The following is a 14,372-nucleotide window of genomic DNA, read 5'->3' as shown; positions in this document are numbered from 1 at the left end:
AGACTGCATTTAATCTTTTGGCCCTAAATTGTTTTATGAGTACTCAGCCTGCATATCAACCCGGTGAATTTCAATGGTCATTCCTGTTACCTCAATATTGGGGCAAATGGCTAGGCATTATTTTCCTGATGATTCTGGCGATCTTACCTTGGGCCATTCAGCATCGTCTGGCGTCCCTGCTGGGCCACCTTTCTTTTAAATACTTGAAATCACGCCGTGAAACCACGCTGCGTAATCTGGAAGTCTGCTTTCCCGAATGGTCTGAAAAGCAGGTACAGGACAATGCCCGTCAGGTATTTATCGATCAAATGCTGGGGGTGTTTGAGACGCTGAATGCCTGGTACAGTCCGAAATGGGTTCAGGGCCGCGTCAGTATTGAAGGCTTGGAACATATTCAGAAGGCACAAGCCGCAGGCCAAGGCATGCTGTTATTAGGCACGCATTCAACTTTGCTCGATGCGGGTGGTTATCTTTGCGCACAATATTTTGAACCGGATGTGGTCTATCGTCCGCAGAATAATCCACTTTTGGACATGCTGATTTACCGTTGTCGCGCCACAATTTATGCCAATCAGATTGACCATGATGATATGCGCGGTCTGGTACGTAACCTGAAAAATGGCCATGCGATCTGGTACAGCCCGGATCAGGATTATGGTTTAAAACAAGGCGTGATGGCACCTTTTTTTGGCGTGCCTGCGGCGACTGTAACCGCACATCGCCGTTTACTGAAAATGACCAAAGCGGCTGCAATTCCTTTATATTTCTACCGTCATGGCGATATTAACAATCCGCGCTACCATGTGCTCATTGAACCGGCACTGGAAAACTTCCCTAGTGAGAATGAAGTTGAAGATGCCACTCGCGTGAACCGGGTGATTGAGCAGCAGTTGCGCATCGCACCGACCCAATATATGTGGTTCCACCGCCGTTTTAAGACTCGCCCTGAAGGTTATAAATCAATTTACTAAATCGATTTGATCACGGAATTTGAAGGGCTATAGCTTAAAATCATGTTTAAGTAATTGAAATAATTTAACCCGAGCTCTACATCCTGTAAAACTCGGGTTAATGAGGTTGTGCTTTCACATATTATAATTCGTTCTGCTTTTTTGTGATTTCCCTTTCAGCATCATATCCATGATGTTTTCATTCAGCTTCGTCTTCCTTATGAGAATATCCTTTCTCGACTCCCTGTGCTGATAAACCTAGAATACCCAGATTCCCAACCCCTGCCCATTCGCAAGAAGCGTAAACTGTTGTAAGCAATATCGTACACTTTTCTTCTAAAAACCTATGAGATTTTGCCCCCTTCTTTATAAGCCAGGGCAACTTCATCAGTGACTATTTTTTCCTCTTTCTCTGCTTTCTGAATGCCCTCTTCAATGGCTTTTTGTGCTTCCTGCTCATCTTTATCAGTTTGTTCTAATTCTTCCTGAATATGCTCAAATACCCGACCGGTTTGCAAAACCAGAAAGACCGGAAAATGGTCAGAACCTACATGCGGTAAACGCTCCATGTGTACCAAGGCAAAATCGGTACTGTGAAAGACGTGATCCAGCGACCAGCGAAAAAAAGGATAATCTGCGTGAAAAGTATTCACATAATGACGCCCTACCCGCGGATCCAGCAGTCCACTAATGCGTTGAAACAGGCGTGTGGTACGTGACCAGGCCACGTCATTCAGATCGCCCATGACGATACAGCTTTCATCCAGATCTTTAATCTGATCACCGACAATCAGCAGTTCAGCATCACGCAAGGTAGAATCCTTGGCCTCGGTCGGACTGGGTGGTTTGGGATGCAGACAGTAGAGCTGTACCGGTTGTCCTGAGCGTAAAATCACCGTGGTATGAATGGAGGGAATTTCATCACTCAGAATAAATTTAACCTCAGTTTCACTCAGTTCGAGCTTGCTATATAGATGCATGCCATACAGATTATCCAAAGGCACAGGCACGCGATAAGGATAATCAGCTTCAATCACCGAGAGTGCATTTTGCCAGTTTTGATCGGTTTCCAGAGTCAAAACCAGATCTGGCTGATGAATCTGGATCTGCTCGATCAGTAAATGATATTTGGTATTGGTAGTAAGTACATTGGAAACGACCAGGGAAATCTGACGTTGCGGATCCAGCTGATCCTGCTTGACCTGCTTGACCTGTTTTTTCCAGATAAAGGTATAGGGCAATACCATTTTCAACTGATAGGCCAAAGCTGCCATCAGACCGATAAAAAGCAGCTGATTCAACCAGTTCCAGGGATGATCAACCAGGAGAAAAAGAATAAAGGCGATAAAGCCCAATACCAGAATTTGTAATCGTGGAAAATCCGTACCCCGAATCCACCATTCATCGCGTGGTATCAGTGACCAGAAACTTAACCAAATGACAATGATTGCCAGAATTTGGATAACCCATATCATAAACTGCGCTCTTAATTAAGTTATTATTTTTTCTAAAAGAAAAATGACGTTATCAATTTTGTATGTATCATAAAGCAGATATTTCTCTCAAGAATATTGATGTTTTGATTGTGTAGCTCTTGCAGTTGGGTCCCTTTTTGGTACACTCGAATCCCTTTTGATTTTTTAACGCACCGAGGCAAAGTGACATGAAAGTAGGTCTGGTCGGTTGGCGCGGGATGGTCGGTTCCGTCCTTATGCAACGTATGGTTGAAGAGAATGATTTTGCTCATTTTGAGCCATTCTATTTCTCTACCAGTAATGCAGGCGGTGAAGCGCCGGCATTTGGCGGTAAGACCGCCCCAGCACTTATGGATGCATCAGACATTAACAGTCTGAAGCAAATGGATGTCATTATTACCTGTCAAGGTGGCGACTATACCTCTGAAGTTTTCCCGAAATTGAAAGCTGAAGGCTGGAACGGTTACTGGATTGATGCAGCATCAACCTTACGTATGGATGATGAAGCCATCATCGTACTTGATCCGGTCAACATGCATGTGATCAAAGATGGTTTGGTTAAAGGCACCAAGACTTTTGTCGGTGGTAACTGTACAGTTTCCTTGATGCTGATGGGCTTGGGCGGTCTGTTCCAGAACAATCTGGTGGAATGGGCAACGTCAATGACCTATCAGGCCGCTTCAGGTGCAGGCGCGCAAAACATGCGTGAACTGATCAATGGTATGGGTTATTTATATAACAATACCAAAGAGTTGCTAGATGATCCGCGTTCTCCAATTCTGGATATCGACTCTAGAATTGCTGAATTACAACGTGGTGAAGGCTTCCCGTCTGCAAACTTTGGCGTTCCTTTGGCTGGTTCACTCATTCCTTATATCGACAAGCAACTGGAAAGCGGCCAGTCGAAAGAAGAATGGAAAGGTCAGGTTGAAACCAACAAGATTCTGGGCAACCAGCAGATCGTGCCAATTGATGGTCACTGCGTGCGTATTGGTGCCATGCGTTGTCACTCTCAGGCATTAACCCTGAAATTGAAAAAAGATGTACCTTTGGATGAAATCGAAGACATCATTGCACGTGCCAATGACTGGTCTAAAGTGGTTCCAAATACTCGTGAAGCATCCATGACTGATCTGACGCCTGTTGCTGTAACAGGTACTTTAAGCGTTCCAGTCGGCCGTCTGCGCAAGCTGAATATGGGTAAAGAATATCTGGGTGCGTTCACTGTAGGTGACCAGTTGCTTTGGGGTGCGGCCGAGCCGTTACGCCGTATGCTGCGTATTCTGATTGATTATAAAAATACCTAATATCCTTTGGATATAAAGCCAAAAGCCGATCTTTATTGATCGGCTTTTTTATGTAACTATTGCGTAAGTATTTTACAAAAAACAAACATCCCGTTAATCTATAATTTTCGCTATGCGATAATGACTGAGCTCACGATTAAGATGACTGTATATAACAAATTAAAGCTTGCCATTTTAGCCATTGTCGCTTCACAAAACATTTATGCGATTAATGTAGATCCGGTTCAGATTCAGTCTGCCCCTGGGGAATTACTCTATGCAGAAATGACTTTTCGGCAGTCTAATATCAATTTGCCGATTGAAGTCAGTCTGGCTTCACCTGAAGATTTAATGTCAATTGGTGCATCGCATCAGCCGCCTGGTCATCTAAACTTTTTTACTCGGCGTAGCAATAATGGCACCGGGGTCATTACTATTACTTCTTCTCGACCAATGACAGAGCGCGAGCTGAATATTATTGTCAAAATCAAGGAAGGCAATGCCGCACGGCTGCAACATATTCGTACGCCCTTACAAGCTAAAACCGATTTATTAAAAGCCAGTCTCAAACAGAATGAACGCCCGCTTGTACCAGTTGTCGTCGTCAGTGAAAAAGATATTGCACTCAACTTACCCGTAAGTAGCCATTACAGTACAGCAGCTTCCACAGCCTTAAATAAGCCACCGGTTTTAGAAAAGCCGTTGGCATTGCAACGCACAGCACCACCTGCATTATCGAACACCTCCATTCCTAAAACCGCATTTGCGCCAGCTGGAATGACATCAAGTCCAGCGATTCAGGCTCAAGCGATTGCGCCTGTATTGAAAAGCGAGGCTGTAACTCCACCCGATACTCAAGCCCCAGTTAAAACTGCAGCGGCGCTTTCAGATTCAGTAAGGACCTCACAAGCAACTCTTGCATCGCCGGCTCCTGCAGCAGCCTCGACTACAAACAAACCAACCAGTACGATACCAGCAAATCAAAGTGCATCAGCACCAAATAAAGCAAATATGCAGAAAGCTGTAGAGTCCCATTCTGATCATCAAACTGCTTCCAGTGATCCATTGGTGAAAAAATTTGCTGAGGAACAAGCCAGAAAATCAACTGGATCAACTAATCCGGTGAAAACTCCAGCTCCAGTTACTACAAAAGCTTCACCAGTCAAAGCAACTCCGAATCAGACTCAACCTACTTATGTAGTTCAATCCAATGAGTCACTGTGGGGAATTGCCTCACGAATTGCTCAACAGCAGCAGCGCCCGGTCAATGAAGTCATGCAACAAATTAAAAAAGACAATGAGCATGCTTTTATTGGAGGAAATGCCAATCGTCTACGTAAAGGTGCTGCATTGAACTTAAATACGACTCATCCTACACCTGCGCCTATTAAAGTCACTGCGGCAAAGCAAACCGAGCTACCGTCTAAGCCTACTGGCAAGACTAAATACCGCCTGAATCAGGCAGAAATGAGCCTAGTGGCTGAGAACCAGCGCGATTCCGGGCAAGTTTCTGCAAACCAGAACACAGAACGCAATCAAACATCAAAGGAATTGTCATTAAAAGTTATGACAGCCCGAGAAAAAACCGTTAAATTACAGAGAAACGTAACTGAATTAGAATTGGCACTCAATCAGAAGGATCACAGAATTCAGTTATTAAATGCGCGTCTGGCCCAGCTACAACAACAGCTCAAAGCCCAACAAGCAGATAAGAAGCCAATTAATTAAAAAGTTACACATGACGATTTATTGGGATAGGCGAACTTAAACTACTCTATCCCCAAGGGGTAAAACATGCTGATTTATGTGATTCCATTAGTGATATTGATCATCGTATTAATTGTCTTTAAAAAACGACAAGATGCTCAAGAATCAGATAAAGCAAAAACTAAAACGGTAAAAGCGAAAAAACCTGGCTCTGCTTCAAAAGCTGCTCCACAAAGAACCAAAGTAGTGGAGCCAGTCGGGGTCACAAAAAAATCAGCAACACCATTATCGGCAGAAACACGCAAGAAAATTGAAGGCCTAATTCAGGAACGTAATTTTTTTGCCGCCGAAGCGCAGATTAATCAGGCGCTGAATCGTGACAATTCCCAACACGAACTTTATCTGTTGCTGTTAGATATTCATATCTTGCAGAAAGATGATTTTGCGATTACGCAACTCATTAATCATATTCGTGCACTCAACATTGACGATGTACTCAGCCCAGCTGAAGAAAAGAGAACGGCTTACGAAAAAACAAAAGCTACAGAATCGACTCAGACTGCTACACCTGCCACGCCCGTATCCAATAACACCGCCTTTGATGCCTTAAATCAAGCTACGCTGCCTGCGGATACTAAAACGGAATTGGCATTCGAGCAATTACAACAGGAAATCGCTCCAGCGAAAGAAGAACCATCACCTCTTGAGTTTAACTTTACGCCTAGTTCTGCACCTGCTGCACCAGTCACAACGAAGACTGAGCCTGTCGAGAATAAGAGTTTAGATTTTAATACCGCACCTAGTATTCCTCAGGCTGAACCGACTGAAACACCAGCTAAAAACAGTAATGAAATTCAATTTGACTTCGATTCTTTTAAAGTAGAGACCACTACAACTGAAGTTTCACCCTCTGCAGCTCGTGACACTCTAGAGCCAAATTTTGAAAAGAAAATAAGCGGCAATGAAATTGCTGACTTTGATCTCAAGTTAGAAAGTAACCATCCACAAACAGCTGCTGCCACTGAAGAAATCAAACCTCTAGATTTTTCTTTCTCGCTTGACACGCCAGTACCAGCAGCTGAGAAAACTGCAGTGCCAGCGACTGAGTTTGACCTGTCTAGCTTGACAGCTGCAGCACCTGTGGCAGAACCAGCGTCACAAACCAATCTATCAGGCATGGATTTCAAATTAGATCATTTAGAAACCACGCCAGAAGCGCCTGCTGCGACAGCGATGAGTTTCGATCTTCCTGCTACACCAGCTCAGGCAACGATAGATCAGCATGATCCGCTGGTGCAATCTTTCCCGGAATTACTGGATGTTAATGAAGCAGGTCTCAACCTGGATCTTGCGCAGCAATATATTCAACTCGGTGCCTATGCCGCTGCCCGTGAAGTCATTGCGGAGCGAGAAGCTGAATATACTCCTGAGCAACAACAACGCGCCGAGCAATTACTGAATCAAATCGCATCTTGATGCATTTCGATTTACACTAAAGCAGTCAATAATTGGCTGCTTTTTTTATGATAAAAAATATTGCATTAATTTATATGGGCGGCACATTCGGCTGCGTGGGGGATCCTCTCGCACCGATGCCTGCTGATTTATTTATTCCAAAGCTCGAACAGATACTTGCAGAGCAGTATTTTGTAGAATGCCACCATGCACCCGCCATTAAGGACAGTAGTGCCTGCACAGCAACCGACTGGTTGCAACTGGTACAGTTTATTCAGCAATTGCAATCGCGGCAAATCCAGCATTTTGTGATTATTCACGGTACAGATACGCTGAGTTATGCCAGTGCAGTACTGGCACATTTTATTGGAAACTCGGCGCATGTGGTGCTGACCGGTAGCCAATATCCGTTGCTGAATGCTCAAGGCAATGAACAGCGTGAATTTAGTGATGCCCTGGATAACCTGAAATTTGCACTAGATTCCATCAGCGAATGTAGCGCTGGAGTCTATCTGGCATTCCATCATCAGCTGCTACATGCGCAAACTGCACTGAAACAGCATACTACCGAGTTAAATGCCTTTGCAGGTCTTGAAGCCAATATCGCAATCCAAACCAGTCAAGCGTGTTATCAGATCGAAGCTAAAGATATTGTGAAAGCGGCTAAATTCAACTGTATGAGCATCATGATGCAGCCGGTTGATCTGACCCAGCAGCTGAATAACCTGAACAACCTCTTGGCTCGACCACCGCATTTTTTATTTCTGCAAGGTTTTGGCACTGGCAACCTGGCGGTCAATGACGCCATGATTGCGCTCATTGATCAACTCTATGAGCAGGGCTGTATTTGCGTCTTAACCACCCAAGTGCCTTTTGGTGCGACGGATCAGCGCTATGCCATTGCCGAATGGGTGAATCACTGCAAAATTTTGCTGAATGAAAGTTATGGACATGCGGATCTGTATGCAAAAGCCCTGAAAATGTATTTACAATACGACACTGTAGAGCAATGGCATCGTCATTGGTACGATCAATAAGGTTTTGAGGTCATTATGCAGCGTTTTGCGGTGGGAATTGAGTTTTGTGGGATGCATTATCGGGGATGGCAGACTCAACAGCCGGGAGTTGCAAGCGTACAGGAAACCATTGAAAAGGTCCTGAGCAAAGTTGCCGATCAACCGATTAGCCTGCATGGTGCCGGCCGCACGGATGCCGGGGTACATGCGACCAATATGGTGGCGCATTTTGATACGGATGCCGTGCGTTCTGAACGTGGCTGGCTAATGGGCTGCAATAGCCAACTCCCTAAAGACATCTCGATTCAGTGGATCAAAGAAATGGATCACAGCTTCCATGCCCGTTTTAAGGCACAGGCGCGCCGCTACCGATATGTGGTCTATAACCACCCTGTGCGCCCGGCATTGCTGCATAAACAGGTCACCCATGTCTATGCACCGCTTGATGTTGAACAGATGATATACGCCGCGAAAAAGTTTGAAGGCACGCATAACTTTGAAAGCTTCCGCGCCGCAGCCTGTCAGTCCAATCAGCCCGTTCGTCATGTCAGCCATTGCCGCTTGATTCAGCATGGTCAGTATCTGGTACTGGATATTCAGGCCGATGGCTTTCTGCACCATATGGTGCGCAATATCATGGGATGTTTATTGGAAATTGGTCAGGGCATGTATGCTGCCGATCATATTGATAATATTTTCGCGGCAGAAGACCGTAAAGCTGCTGGTGTGACTGCGCCAGCAGATGGTTTGTATTTTATTCATGCTGATTATCCGGCGCAGTTTGAATTACCTGAATTACCCTTAGGTCCGCACTGGCTGAATATGCCGGAATAGTTTTTAAATTTTTTAGAATATTTACCTCCCCTAACCCCTCCTAAAAGGAGGGGAATTCCCACTGCTGTCCCATAGTTTGATTTAAATAAAAAACCTGAGTCCAAATCGTTAAAATATGAGTGCAAACAAACACTTTAACGACCAGGATTCAGGTTTTGTCACATCAGAATACCGTATTTCATCAGCTTATTAAACCCGTCGTGCGACAGGATTTTGAGCAACTTGCTAAAGTACACCATGTTGGACAGAAATTTAGAGCGGCTTCCCGGTGGGATCAGTTTATTGCCATATTGATGTCTCAATTCTCTTGTAGGCAAAGTCTGAGAGATATTCAATCCAATTTGGAGTGCCAACAGGAAAAGCTAAGTCATCTCGGAGCAAAATCTATTCCCCGAAGCACGCTGGCACGAATCAATGAGCAGCAGCCTGCTGCCTTGTATCAACAGCTATTTTACAAGTTGCTTAAATACTATGAACACTCGAAAGTAGCTCATAAATTTCGCTTTAAGAATCCCTTGTATTCCTTGGATGCCAGTCATATTGACCTGTCGCTTTCCTTATGTGAATGGGCCAAAGTTCACGACTCAAAAGCCAGCATGAAACTCAGCATAGGATTGAATCACAGCAATGATATTCCTGAGTTTGTTGCAGTTGAAAATGGCAAAGAAAATGACATGGTACAAGGCCGCAAATTCCAGTTTCCTGCTGGCAGCATTGTAGTTTTTGATAAAGGCTATGTCGATTACCAATGGTATGCAAATCTGACTGCTCAAAACATTGGATTTGTCACACGTTTTAGGCCTAAATCTGTGTATCAGGTGATCCAGCAACATCCAGTGCTTGAATCCAAAGGTATTCTAAAAGATGAAACCATTCAGCTGAATAGCGCACATGCCCTAAAAAGAAAAGCCCCAGTGTTAAGAAGAATTGAATATAGAGATCAGCAAAGTGGCAAGCACTTTAGCTTTCTCAGCAATAACTTTCATTTAGCCGCCTCCACCATTGCGGCGATTTATAAAGATCGTTGGAAAGTTGAGCTGTTCTTTAAGGCGATTAAGCAGAATCTCAAATTAAAAGCGTTTCTAGGCCGCAGCAGGAACGCAATTCAGACACAAATCTGGATTGCGATGATCGCCTATTTATTGGTGAGTTTCGCTCAACATTTAGGGAAAACAGGTTGGACAGTTCAACGTTTACTCAGAATAATTCAAGTGAATTTGTTTGAAAGAAGAACTTTAAAAGCTTTATTTTCACCCGATAAAATACCCATAAAACAAGAGGAAGCTCAAATGAGCTTCCTCTTGTGAAAAATTGTGGGACAGCAATGGGGGAATTCCTCCCTTTTTTAAAGAGAGGTTAGGAGGGATTTTTAACGCTGCTTCCGCTTCCGATATTCCACTGGCGTTTCATTGGTCCAGCGTTTAAAGGCACGATAGAAGGTACTTGGCTCGGAAAAACCGGTCAGATAGACAATCCGCTCGACGCTCTCATTGGTACTCGCCAGCAAACGCTTGGCCAGACGACAACGATAATCCGAGAGAATCTGCTGAAAACTGGTATGTGCCTCACTCAGTTGCGTTCTCAAACGGCGTGGCGTGATATTCAGTTGTGCTGCTACAGTTTCCAGTGTGGTTTCACCACTCTCCAAAGTAGAGCCGATCGCACGACGGACTTCACCGACCAGATCATATCTTGCCAGTTCCTGTAGCTTTTCAATGGCCAGTTGCTCATGCAGCTGCAACAGCTCAGGTTCAGCCTGCCACAGCGGATATTCCAGGATAGTCGGATCGAAATACAAACGAGTTTCTTTCTGACCTAGACTGACCGGACACTCATAAACCCGGAAGTATTCATCATCAGGTGCCCCTTTATAAAAATTAAAATCGATATAAATCGGCTCAAAACGCCCTTCGGTAATAAATTTAAAGAAACGCAGTACACCTGACATAGCACATTCAGTAAAATGACGATTGACCAGACTCTCAGCAAAAGGCTGTTCACCATTGGTTAAATAGCAGCGATCATCTTCAATCACTAATTTGGCAGCAAAGGCATCGCTGATCAGTCGCTGATAAGCCAAAGCACGTTTCAGTCCCTCACCAAAATTTTCAGATGAAACAAACAGGTGTTCAATGACCTGACCACGATAAAGTGGCAGGTGCTCACCCAGATGCAATCCAATGTCCGGGTCCTTGCTGACTTCCTCTGCCGCCACCCAAAAGGCATATTGGGCACTCAGCGGGGTACGGTCATTGGCTTCCACCTGATTTAAAGCCACTCCTGCTTTGGTCAAAAGTTCTTCTGTTGGCAACCCCGCACGACGAATCGCCTGATAGCCTAAACGCAATACGACTGATGCATCCGTTAGCTGACTCACTCAAAAGCCTTCCTTGTATGTACTTCATTTATACTTAAAAAGATTAATTTTAGATTAACTGTGATTGACCAAACTGACAACAGAAACAGGTGTCTTTTTAGTTAAAAAAATTATCGTGACAGTTCGCCTATTTTACTGGCAGATGATCAGTCTAACGCCCGTTTCGTCTTGTATTTTGCAAAAAAATTGACTATAATTTGCGCCTTTCCAATTTATTCATTCAGGTAGGCTATGGCCAATAAAGAGGAACTCATCGAGTTCGAAGGCGTTGTCACCGAGACGCTTCCTAATACTATGTTCCGTGTACGTTTAGAGAACGGTCACGAAGTGATTGCCCACATCTCTGGTAAAATGCGTAAACACTATATCCGTATTTTGACTGGCGACAGTGTGAAGGTTGAAATGACACCTTATGATTTGACTAAAGGTCGTATCACATATCGTGCACGCTAAGTTTTAGCGCAAGCAAAAGCCACTTTTAGTGGCTTTTTTATTACTTGAATTATTTATCAATCAATAAAATAATTTGACACAGGCCTATAAATTCACAACTATTCATTGAATTAAAACAACACGTATAAAAACAATGAATATGAAATGCTTACCCCTACTTTCCAGCTTGTTTCTCGTTGCGTGCGCTACCGGCGGCAATCAGCATCTGCATCAGTCTCTACAACCTTATGTGGGTCAAACTGCAGCACAGGTTCGTAGCCAGCTTGATCTTCGCGCAACGGGATTCAAGACCTCCCAGCAACCGATTCAAACCGCAGAATCTCTCAGCTACACTATTTTTCGGGATATGAATATTCCGATGGCCACGCCGAATATTAGTCAGAGTATCTCGATCGGTGCACCAATGCCGATGCCCTCAAATGGTGGTTATAACATTGAGATGAAATGCCAAATCTGGTTTGACCTAAAAAATGAAATTGTTCAAGCCATCCGCTATACCGGTAGAGCTTGCTAAGCTGTACTCATCGAGTTCAAAGCCTGTATCTAATTAAATCAGGGATCAGCCTCACCACGCTAAACTTCTACCGTGTATCAAATCACAACAGTATTTTTGCATGGAATGCGCTTACACTCATTTTATTTGGTGTGAGGACAACTCATGAAGTTCACACTGATTTTAGCATGCTGCACAGCCTTGGGTTTGCTTAGTGCATGCACCACCACCTCCTCAACGACTGCACAGCGTGATGCCTATTTACAACAGTTCATTGGGCAAAGCAGCCAACTGATCGATCAAACTTTGGATCTAAAACGTTTAGGTTACCAGCAGATCAGTGGGCCTGAACGCAGCGCCAAGCAATTAAGCTATGTGGTACAACGCCCCATTACCATTCCTTTGCCTGTAGCGCAGTTTCCTGCCACAGGGACAGGCACTGTACCGATTCCTGTCTCAGTAAGTCCTGCCGGCGGCTACGACGTCAAATTGCAATGTAAAATCACCTTCTTACTCAAAGATAATATTGCGACCGCGGTACGCACCACAGGCCGAACCTGTTAAGGGGTTTAAGCTTTGGAATTTCTATTATAAAAAAACGCAGCTCAAGGCTGCGTTTTTTTGAATCAAAACAGGCTTAGTTCAATGCAGCAACGACTGCTTGACCCATTTCAACCGTACCGACTTTTTGCATGCCTTCAGACATGATATCTGCCGTACGCAAGCCTTGATCCAAGACCTGACCTACTGCATCTTCAATCGCTTTAGCAGCCGCTTCTTCACGGAAGGTATAACGCAACATCATCGCCACCGAAAGAATCGTCGCTAATGGATTTGCCAGGTTTTGACCGGCGATATCTGGTGCAGAACCATGACAAGGCTCATACATGCCCTTGCCATTTTCATCCAGAGATGCCGATGGCAACATGCCGATTGAACCGGTCAACATCGCAGCTTCATCAGACAGGATATCACCGAACAGATTCGAGGTGACAATCACGTCAAACTGCTTTGGCGCACGCACCAGTTGCATTGCGGCATTGTCGACATACATATGCGATAAATTAATTTCAGGGTATTCGGCATCTTTCAGCGCAGTCACTGTCTGTTTCCACAGTTCAGTTACTTCAAGCACGTTGGCTTTATCCACTGAACATACTTTACCACCGCGCAAGTTGGCCATTTCAAAAGCGACTTTGGCGATACGCTTGATTTCAGATTCTGAATAAACGTCAGTGTTATAGCCTTGTTTCTCGCCATTTTCCAGTTCACGGATACCGCGTGGCTGACCGAAGTAAATACCACCGGTCAATTCACGCACAATCAGAATATCCAGACCTGCTACGATTTCAGGCTTTAAACTTGAAGCATCAGCCAATTGCGGATAAAGAATGGCTGGACGCAAGTTAGCAAACAGGTTCAGTTCACTACGCAATTTCAATAAACCACGTTCCGGACGAATTGAGCGCTCAATCGTATCCCATTTTGGACCGCCCACGGCACCGAGTAAAATCGCATCAGCTTTTTTAGCCTGTTCAGAGGTCACTTCAGGATACGGTGAACCATGTGCATCAATGGCTGCACCACCGAGTAAGCCCTGTTCCCATGTCAAATCGAGATTAAATTTTTCATTTACGCGTGTGAGTACTTGCTCTGCGGCTTTTACAATTTCAGGGCCGATGCCGTCACCAGCTAAAATCAAAATTTGTTTAGACATGAGATTTTCCGTTTAAAACGTCAGATTCAGACCTGACAGAGGTTAAATTTTCTTTTCTACAAACTCTGCAATCCCGGTGACTGCATTATAGGGTTTGCAAAAACGACGAATGGTTTTTTGCTCTTGTACCAGATCTACGCAAAGCGGATCCGGCGCCGAAGAATTTAATAAACTGCTGCTACGCGCACTACGGTCACGAAACATTTTTAAGCTATAGCGGTTATTGGCCTGAAAACGATGGAATACATGTAAAGTTTCCGCTTTATCCTTACTGATCGGATAAAAACGCACGACCAGTTCATGCTGTCCTGCCGGCACAGATAAATAAATCGGATTGGCCTGATTTAAATTTTTGGCCTGCAAGCGCACCAGTTTCTGCTTCAGCGCCTCATCACTGATGCGGCCATTGTCGGCGTTGACAATAATGGTCTGATTGAAGCGTTCGAACTGGCAATCTGGCGTCCCTGTACAGTAGATCAGGGCATTGCTTTTGCTCTCAGTATTTTCTTTGGCATGTTTGAGTTTCATCGTGTCGATGCTTTGACATGCAGTCAACAGCACCGATACTGAACTTAAAGCAAGCCACTGTTTCCAATAATTCGCCATAAT

14 protein-coding genes are annotated in these 14,372 nt (G+C 44.4%); 10 read left to right on the top strand and 4 right to left on the bottom strand.

The window, feature by feature from the left end; all coding sequences use genetic code 11:
* The first annotated feature begins 35 nt into the window (after nt 1-35).
* Nucleotides 36-971 carry an LpxL/LpxP family acyltransferase gene (locus F893_RS04550; RefSeq protein ID WP_005250625.1) on the top strand — a complete coding sequence of 312 codons (936 nt, stop codon included), beginning with the start codon at nt 36-38 and terminating at the stop codon, nt 969-971.
* A 323-nt stretch (nt 972-1,294) separates the two neighbouring features.
* Here the strand turns inward: F893_RS04550 and F893_RS04545 are convergent, their stop codons facing one another.
* Nucleotides 1,295-2,425: an endonuclease/exonuclease/phosphatase family protein gene (locus F893_RS04545; protein ID WP_005103007.1), complete on the bottom strand. Its 1,131-nt coding sequence runs from the start codon at nt 2,423-2,425 to the stop codon at nt 1,295-1,297.
* Between the two features lie 188 nt (nt 2,426-2,613).
* Here F893_RS04545 and asd point away from each other — a divergent pair, with 188 nt between their 5' ends.
* From asd to F893_RS04515, 6 genes are all read left to right on the top strand, one after another.
* Nucleotides 2,614-3,732, top strand: a complete 1,119-nt coding sequence (gene asd, locus F893_RS04540) for an aspartate-semialdehyde dehydrogenase (RefSeq protein ID WP_005103005.1) — start codon at nt 2,614-2,616, stop codon at nt 3,730-3,732.
* Nucleotides 3,733-3,852: 120 nt separating this feature from the next.
* The gene (locus F893_RS04535) at nt 3,853-5,439 is read left to right on the top strand and encodes a FimV/HubP-related protein (RefSeq protein ID WP_005250618.1); all 1,587 of its coding nucleotides are present in this window, start codon (nt 3,853-3,855) and stop codon (nt 5,437-5,439) included.
* Nucleotides 5,440-5,505: 66 nt separating this feature from the next.
* Complete coding sequence (locus F893_RS04530) at nt 5,506-6,894, top strand: hypothetical protein (protein WP_004647389.1); 1,389 nt, start codon at nt 5,506-5,508, stop codon at nt 6,892-6,894.
* Between the two features lie 47 nt (nt 6,895-6,941).
* A complete protein-coding gene (locus F893_RS04525; RefSeq protein WP_004647388.1) occupies nt 6,942-7,910 on the top strand; it encodes an asparaginase domain-containing protein in 969 nt (322 codons plus the stop codon).
* A gap of 15 nt (nt 7,911-7,925) precedes the next feature.
* A complete protein-coding gene (truA, locus tag F893_RS04520) occupies nt 7,926-8,723 on the top strand; it encodes a tRNA pseudouridine(38-40) synthase TruA (RefSeq protein WP_004278489.1) in 798 nt (265 codons plus the stop codon).
* 155 nt (nt 8,724-8,878) lie between these two features.
* Nucleotides 8,879-10,030, top strand: a complete 1,152-nt coding sequence (locus tag F893_RS04515) for an IS4-like element ISAbe18 family transposase (RefSeq protein WP_005250615.1) — start codon at nt 8,879-8,881, stop codon at nt 10,028-10,030.
* A gap of 62 nt (nt 10,031-10,092) precedes the next feature.
* On the opposite strand, the gene F893_RS04510 is transcribed toward F893_RS04515, so the two are convergent.
* Nucleotides 10,093-11,100, bottom strand: coding sequence for an AraC family transcriptional regulator (locus F893_RS04510; RefSeq protein ID WP_005107962.1), 1,008 nt, complete (start codon nt 11,098-11,100; stop codon nt 10,093-10,095).
* 231 nt (nt 11,101-11,331) lie between these two features.
* On the opposite strand from F893_RS04510, the gene infA reads away from it, so the two are divergent.
* The 3 genes from infA to F893_RS04495 all read left to right on the top strand — a co-directional run bounded on the left by infA (nt 11,332) and on the right by F893_RS04495 (nt 12,610).
* Nucleotides 11,332-11,553: a translation initiation factor IF-1 gene (gene infA / locus F893_RS04505; RefSeq protein ID WP_001284370.1), complete on the top strand. Its 222-nt coding sequence runs from the start codon at nt 11,332-11,334 to the stop codon at nt 11,551-11,553.
* Between the two features lie 133 nt (nt 11,554-11,686).
* The gene (locus F893_RS04500; RefSeq protein WP_005250613.1) at nt 11,687-12,067 is read left to right on the top strand and encodes a hypothetical protein; all 381 of its coding nucleotides are present in this window, start codon (nt 11,687-11,689) and stop codon (nt 12,065-12,067) included.
* A gap of 144 nt (nt 12,068-12,211) precedes the next feature.
* A complete protein-coding gene (locus F893_RS04495) occupies nt 12,212-12,610 on the top strand; it encodes a hypothetical protein (RefSeq protein WP_004729461.1) in 399 nt (132 codons plus the stop codon).
* A 73-nt stretch (nt 12,611-12,683) separates the two neighbouring features.
* Here F893_RS04495 and leuB read toward each other — a convergent pair whose 3' ends face one another.
* Together leuB and F893_RS04485 are read right to left on the bottom strand one after the other, a co-directional pair.
* Nucleotides 12,684-13,763, bottom strand: coding sequence for a 3-isopropylmalate dehydrogenase (gene leuB / locus F893_RS04490; RefSeq protein WP_004278493.1), 1,080 nt, complete (start codon nt 13,761-13,763; stop codon nt 12,684-12,686).
* Nucleotides 13,764-13,805: 42 nt separating this feature from the next.
* Nucleotides 13,806-14,369 carry a hypothetical protein gene (locus F893_RS04485; protein ID WP_004729459.1) on the bottom strand — a complete coding sequence of 188 codons (564 nt, stop codon included), beginning with the start codon at nt 14,367-14,369 and terminating at the stop codon, nt 13,806-13,808.
* Nucleotides 14,370-14,372: the final 3 nt, after the last annotated feature.

The organism is Acinetobacter sp. CIP 102136 (assembly GCF_000369685.1).
GTDB classification, from domain to species: domain Bacteria; phylum Pseudomonadota; class Gammaproteobacteria; order Pseudomonadales; family Moraxellaceae; genus Acinetobacter; species Acinetobacter fasciculus.
This window is presented reverse-complemented; position numbering and strand designations above follow the sequence as displayed.

Coding starts and splice junctions, on each gene's coding strand:
- asd (WP_005103005.1), top strand. CDS start 2,614: ATGAAAGTAGGTCTGGTCGGTTGGCGCGGGATGGTCGGTTCCGTCCTT.
- F893_RS04545 (WP_005103007.1), bottom strand. CDS start 2,425: ATGATATGGGTTATCCAAATTCTGGCAATCATTGTCATTTGGTTAAGT.
- F893_RS04525 (WP_004647388.1), top strand. CDS start 6,942: ATGATAAAAAATATTGCATTAATTTATATGGGCGGCACATTCGGCTGC.
- F893_RS04485 (WP_004729459.1), bottom strand. CDS start 14,369: ATGGCGAATTATTGGAAACAGTGGCTTGCTTTAAGTTCAGTATCGGTG.
- F893_RS04495 (WP_004729461.1), top strand. CDS start 12,212: ATGAAGTTCACACTGATTTTAGCATGCTGCACAGCCTTGGGTTTGCTT.
- F893_RS04500 (WP_005250613.1), top strand. CDS start 11,687: ATGAATATGAAATGCTTACCCCTACTTTCCAGCTTGTTTCTCGTTGCG.
- truA (WP_004278489.1), top strand. CDS start 7,926: ATGCAGCGTTTTGCGGTGGGAATTGAGTTTTGTGGGATGCATTATCGG.
- F893_RS04550 (WP_005250625.1), top strand. CDS start 36: ATGAGTACTCAGCCTGCATATCAACCCGGTGAATTTCAATGGTCATTC.
- F893_RS04530 (WP_004647389.1), top strand. CDS start 5,506: ATGCTGATTTATGTGATTCCATTAGTGATATTGATCATCGTATTAATT.
- leuB (WP_004278493.1), bottom strand. CDS start 13,763: ATGTCTAAACAAATTTTGATTTTAGCTGGTGACGGCATCGGCCCTGAA.
- infA (WP_001284370.1), top strand. CDS start 11,332: ATGGCCAATAAAGAGGAACTCATCGAGTTCGAAGGCGTTGTCACCGAG.
- F893_RS04535 (WP_005250618.1), top strand. CDS start 3,853: ATGACTGAGCTCACGATTAAGATGACTGTATATAACAAATTAAAGCTT.